Below are 3,057 nucleotides of genomic sequence, written 5' to 3' on the forward strand. Positions count from 1 at the left end.
CGCGCCCGCCGTCCCCGGACTCCGACCGGGAGCGGATCGTCGTCGGCCCCGCCCGCCCGGCGTCCGAGGCGCGACGCACCTCGGCCCCCGGCGGACCCGGCGTGCCTATCATCGGCCCATGCAGGACTCGCCCAGCAGGGACTCCCGGATCGCCCTCGACCTCGCGCTGACCGTCCGGCACGACGGGCACGGCGGGGTAGCCGACGACCTGACCGACCTCGCGGGGCTCACCACCTGGGTGCGGGCGCACCCCGACATCGTGCCGGGCGCCGGCGTCTTCACCGCCGACGAGCCCGCCCTGGCAGTCGCCCGCGAGGTACGCGCCGCCGCCCGTGCCCTCTTCGCGCGCGCCGTGCGCCCCGGCGAGCCGAGCCCCGCCGACGCCGCGCGGCTGCTTCCCGTCCCGGACGCCGTGCGGCGCCTGAACGAGGCAGCCGCCCGCACCCCCACCGTTCCCGTCCTGCACTGGGCCGACGGCGCCGGGCCCGTCGTACGCGCGGAGCCCGCCCGCGGTGGCCGGCCCGATCTCGCGGCCGCCCTCGCGCGGGCGGTGATCGGCTTCCTCACGGGGCCCGACCGGCCGCGGCTGCGGGCCTGCCACGCACCGCGCTGCGTGCGCTACTTCCTGAAGGAGCACTCCCGCCAGGAGTGGTGCAAGCCGTCCTGCGGGAACCGGGCCCGGGTGGCCCGCCACCACGAGCGGCACAAGGGGACCGCGTAGCCCGGTCGGGCTCCCGCCCGCACGCCGTTCGTGGGCCCGGGCCACGTACCATGGCGGCATGTCGTTCCTCCGCCGCCGCAGCGCCACGCCCGCCGGGCCCGACTTCGACGTACTGGCCATGGATCCGGGCGACTGGCCCGGGAACCTGGGCGCCGGCCTGCTGCCCGCGCCCGACGGCAGCTGTCAGGGCGTCTTCCTGCGCTACGACCTCTTCGGCGGTCGCGGTCCCGCGATGATCATCGGCAATCTGCCGACCGGCTCCCCGGCCCGCGAGGTCCCCGAGGGGGAGATCCCGTTCGAGGTGGCCCAGCTGCTGCTCGCCCTGGAGAACGACGAGGAGATCACGGTCGTCGGCACCGAGGACGTACCGGTGATGCAGGGCGACAACCTGCTCATCGTGCGCCGCCTCAAGCTCTCGGAGGGCCGGATCTCCTGCGTGCAGTTCGACCGCAGCGACGGTGTCCTGGTGACCATCGCCGCCTGGGACCGGCCCATCACCGACGACCTGTACGCCCTGCTGAAGCCGCTCCCGGCGGAGCTTTTCCAGCAGGGCTGACCGGCCGGCTACCGCACGGTCGCGAGTGTGACGTCGGCGGCGCGCACGTACGCGACCCGGTGGCCGTACTGGATCTCGTAGTACTCGTCCTCTCCGGTCACCACCCGGTGGGAGGCCTCGTCGAAGGTGACCGCGTAGTAGTACTCGCCGGGCACCTTCTCACCGACGACGTACTTCTGCCCCTTCAGCAGCCGGTACGGCAGGGGCGACACGGCCTGGGCGGGCACGTCCGCCGGGTAGGCGGCCTTCTCCGGGTACGCGCGCCCGTACACCGGGACGCTCTCCAGGCCCTCCCGCGGGGTGATCACCCGGCCCGAGGCGGGCGCCGCCGCCGGGTTCCTCCCCGGGTTGTGGAACCAGGCCTTCTGACCCAGGTACCAGATGGCCGTCCAGTCGCCCCACCGGTCGGCCACCGCGTACTGCTGGCCCGTGGAGACCCGGGAGGACAGGTCGTTCACCCCGGTCGTCGGGGTGGTGCCCAGACCGATGTCCTTGATCAGAGGCGCGTTCACGTCGTGGTCGGCGTACAGCCGCACCTCGCTGGAGCCGTGCGGCGCGCAGGGCTCGCCCTTCGTCTCGCAGCCGGTGTACTCGGGGCGGTTGGTGGCGTAGTCGGGGCGGATCGTCACCAGGCCGGACCTCTTGCCGGCGGTGGGCTCGAAGGGGCGGCCGAGCAGCTGGAAGTAGTGCCGCCAGTCCCAGTAGGGGCCCGGGTCGGTGTGCATGCCCGGGATCGTCGCGGTGGTGGTGCCGGGGACGTTGCCGTGGCCGAGGACGTGCTGCCGGTCCAGCGGGATGTCGTACCTCTTGGCCAGGTACTTCACCAGCCGCGCCGACGAGCGGTACATCGCCTCCGTGTACCAGGCGTCCGGGTCCGCGAGGAAGCCCTCGTGCTCCAGGCCGATCGACTTCGCGTTCACATACCAGTTGCCCGCGTGCCAGGCCACGTCCTTCGCCTTCACGTGCTGGGCGATGTGGCCGTCGGTGGAGCGCAGGGTGTAGTTCCAGGAGACGTAGGTCGGGTCCTGGACCATGTTGAGGACCCCGTTCCAGGCGCCCTCCGTGTCGTGCACGACGATGTACCGGATGCGCTGGGAGGCGGGCCGGTTCCCCAGGTCGTGGTTGCCGTAGTCGCCGTCGCCGAACTCCTCGTAGGGTGCCGGGATCCACTCGCAGGACACCGTCTTCGGGCACTCGGTGCCGGCGGCGGAGGCGGCGCGCAGGCCCGCGTCCGCGAGCTGCGAGACGTCGGGGGTCACGTCTGGCCGGGCGGCCAGGGCGACCCGCTGCCCGGCGTCCGTGGTCCGGTGCTCGCCCGCGCGGATCACCTCGTACACGTCGTTCGCGTACGCCGCCGCCGTCGCGGAGTCCTCCGCGCCCGAGAAGCGGGCCACCGCCCCGTACCAGTCCGCCGGGTCCGCGCTGAGCGGCTCACCCAGTTCCCGCTGGGCGGCGGCGAGCAGCGCGGCACCGCCGGACACGTTCGCCGCCGGATCCTCGCGCAGCGCGCCGGGGCTCAGCCCGGTCAGCTCGGCGGCCTTCGGCAGTGTGGTCAGCCGGTCCGGCAGGTCGGTGGGGTGCGCGGCCGTGGCCGTCGGGTGCAGCGGGGTGCGGGCGTCGTCGCCGCGCGGGTCCTCGGTGCCCTCACTGTGGTGCGACGCCCCGGCCAGTGCCGTGCGCGCGTCGGTGAGGTGCAGCGGGCCGTAGCCGCCGGTCACGCTCGGCGCACCGCCGTGCGCGTCCCAGCGGGACTGGAGGTAGGAGACGCCGAGCAGGACGC

General features: G+C 74.2%; 3 protein-coding genes. 2 read left to right on the plus strand and 1 reads right to left on the minus strand.

From position 1 onward, the window contains the following. The first annotated feature begins 118 nt into the window (after positions 1–118). Both EBH09_RS33815 and EBH09_RS33820 read left to right on the plus strand, forming a co-directional pair. Positions 119–721 carry a CGNR zinc finger domain-containing protein gene (locus EBH09_RS33815; protein ID WP_121750622.1) on the plus strand — a complete coding sequence of 201 codons (603 nt, stop codon included), beginning with the start codon at positions 119–121 and terminating at the stop codon, positions 719–721. 58 nt (positions 722–779) lie between these two features. After that, on the plus strand, positions 780–1,277 hold the full coding sequence (locus EBH09_RS33820) for a hypothetical protein (protein ID WP_121750623.1): 498 nt from the start codon (positions 780–782) through the stop codon (positions 1,275–1,277). 8 nt (positions 1,278–1,285) lie between these two features. Here EBH09_RS33820 and EBH09_RS33825 read toward each other — a convergent pair. Then, positions 1,286–3,057 (minus strand): N-acetylmuramoyl-L-alanine amidase (locus tag EBH09_RS33825; RefSeq protein WP_238697521.1); only part of this gene is annotated, 1,772 nt, incomplete at its 5' end.

The sequence above is a fragment of the Streptomyces sp. E2N166 genome (assembly GCF_003671715.1).
In the GTDB taxonomy this organism is placed as follows: Bacteria; Actinomycetota; Actinomycetes; order Streptomycetales; family Streptomycetaceae; genus Streptomyces; species Streptomyces thinghirensis.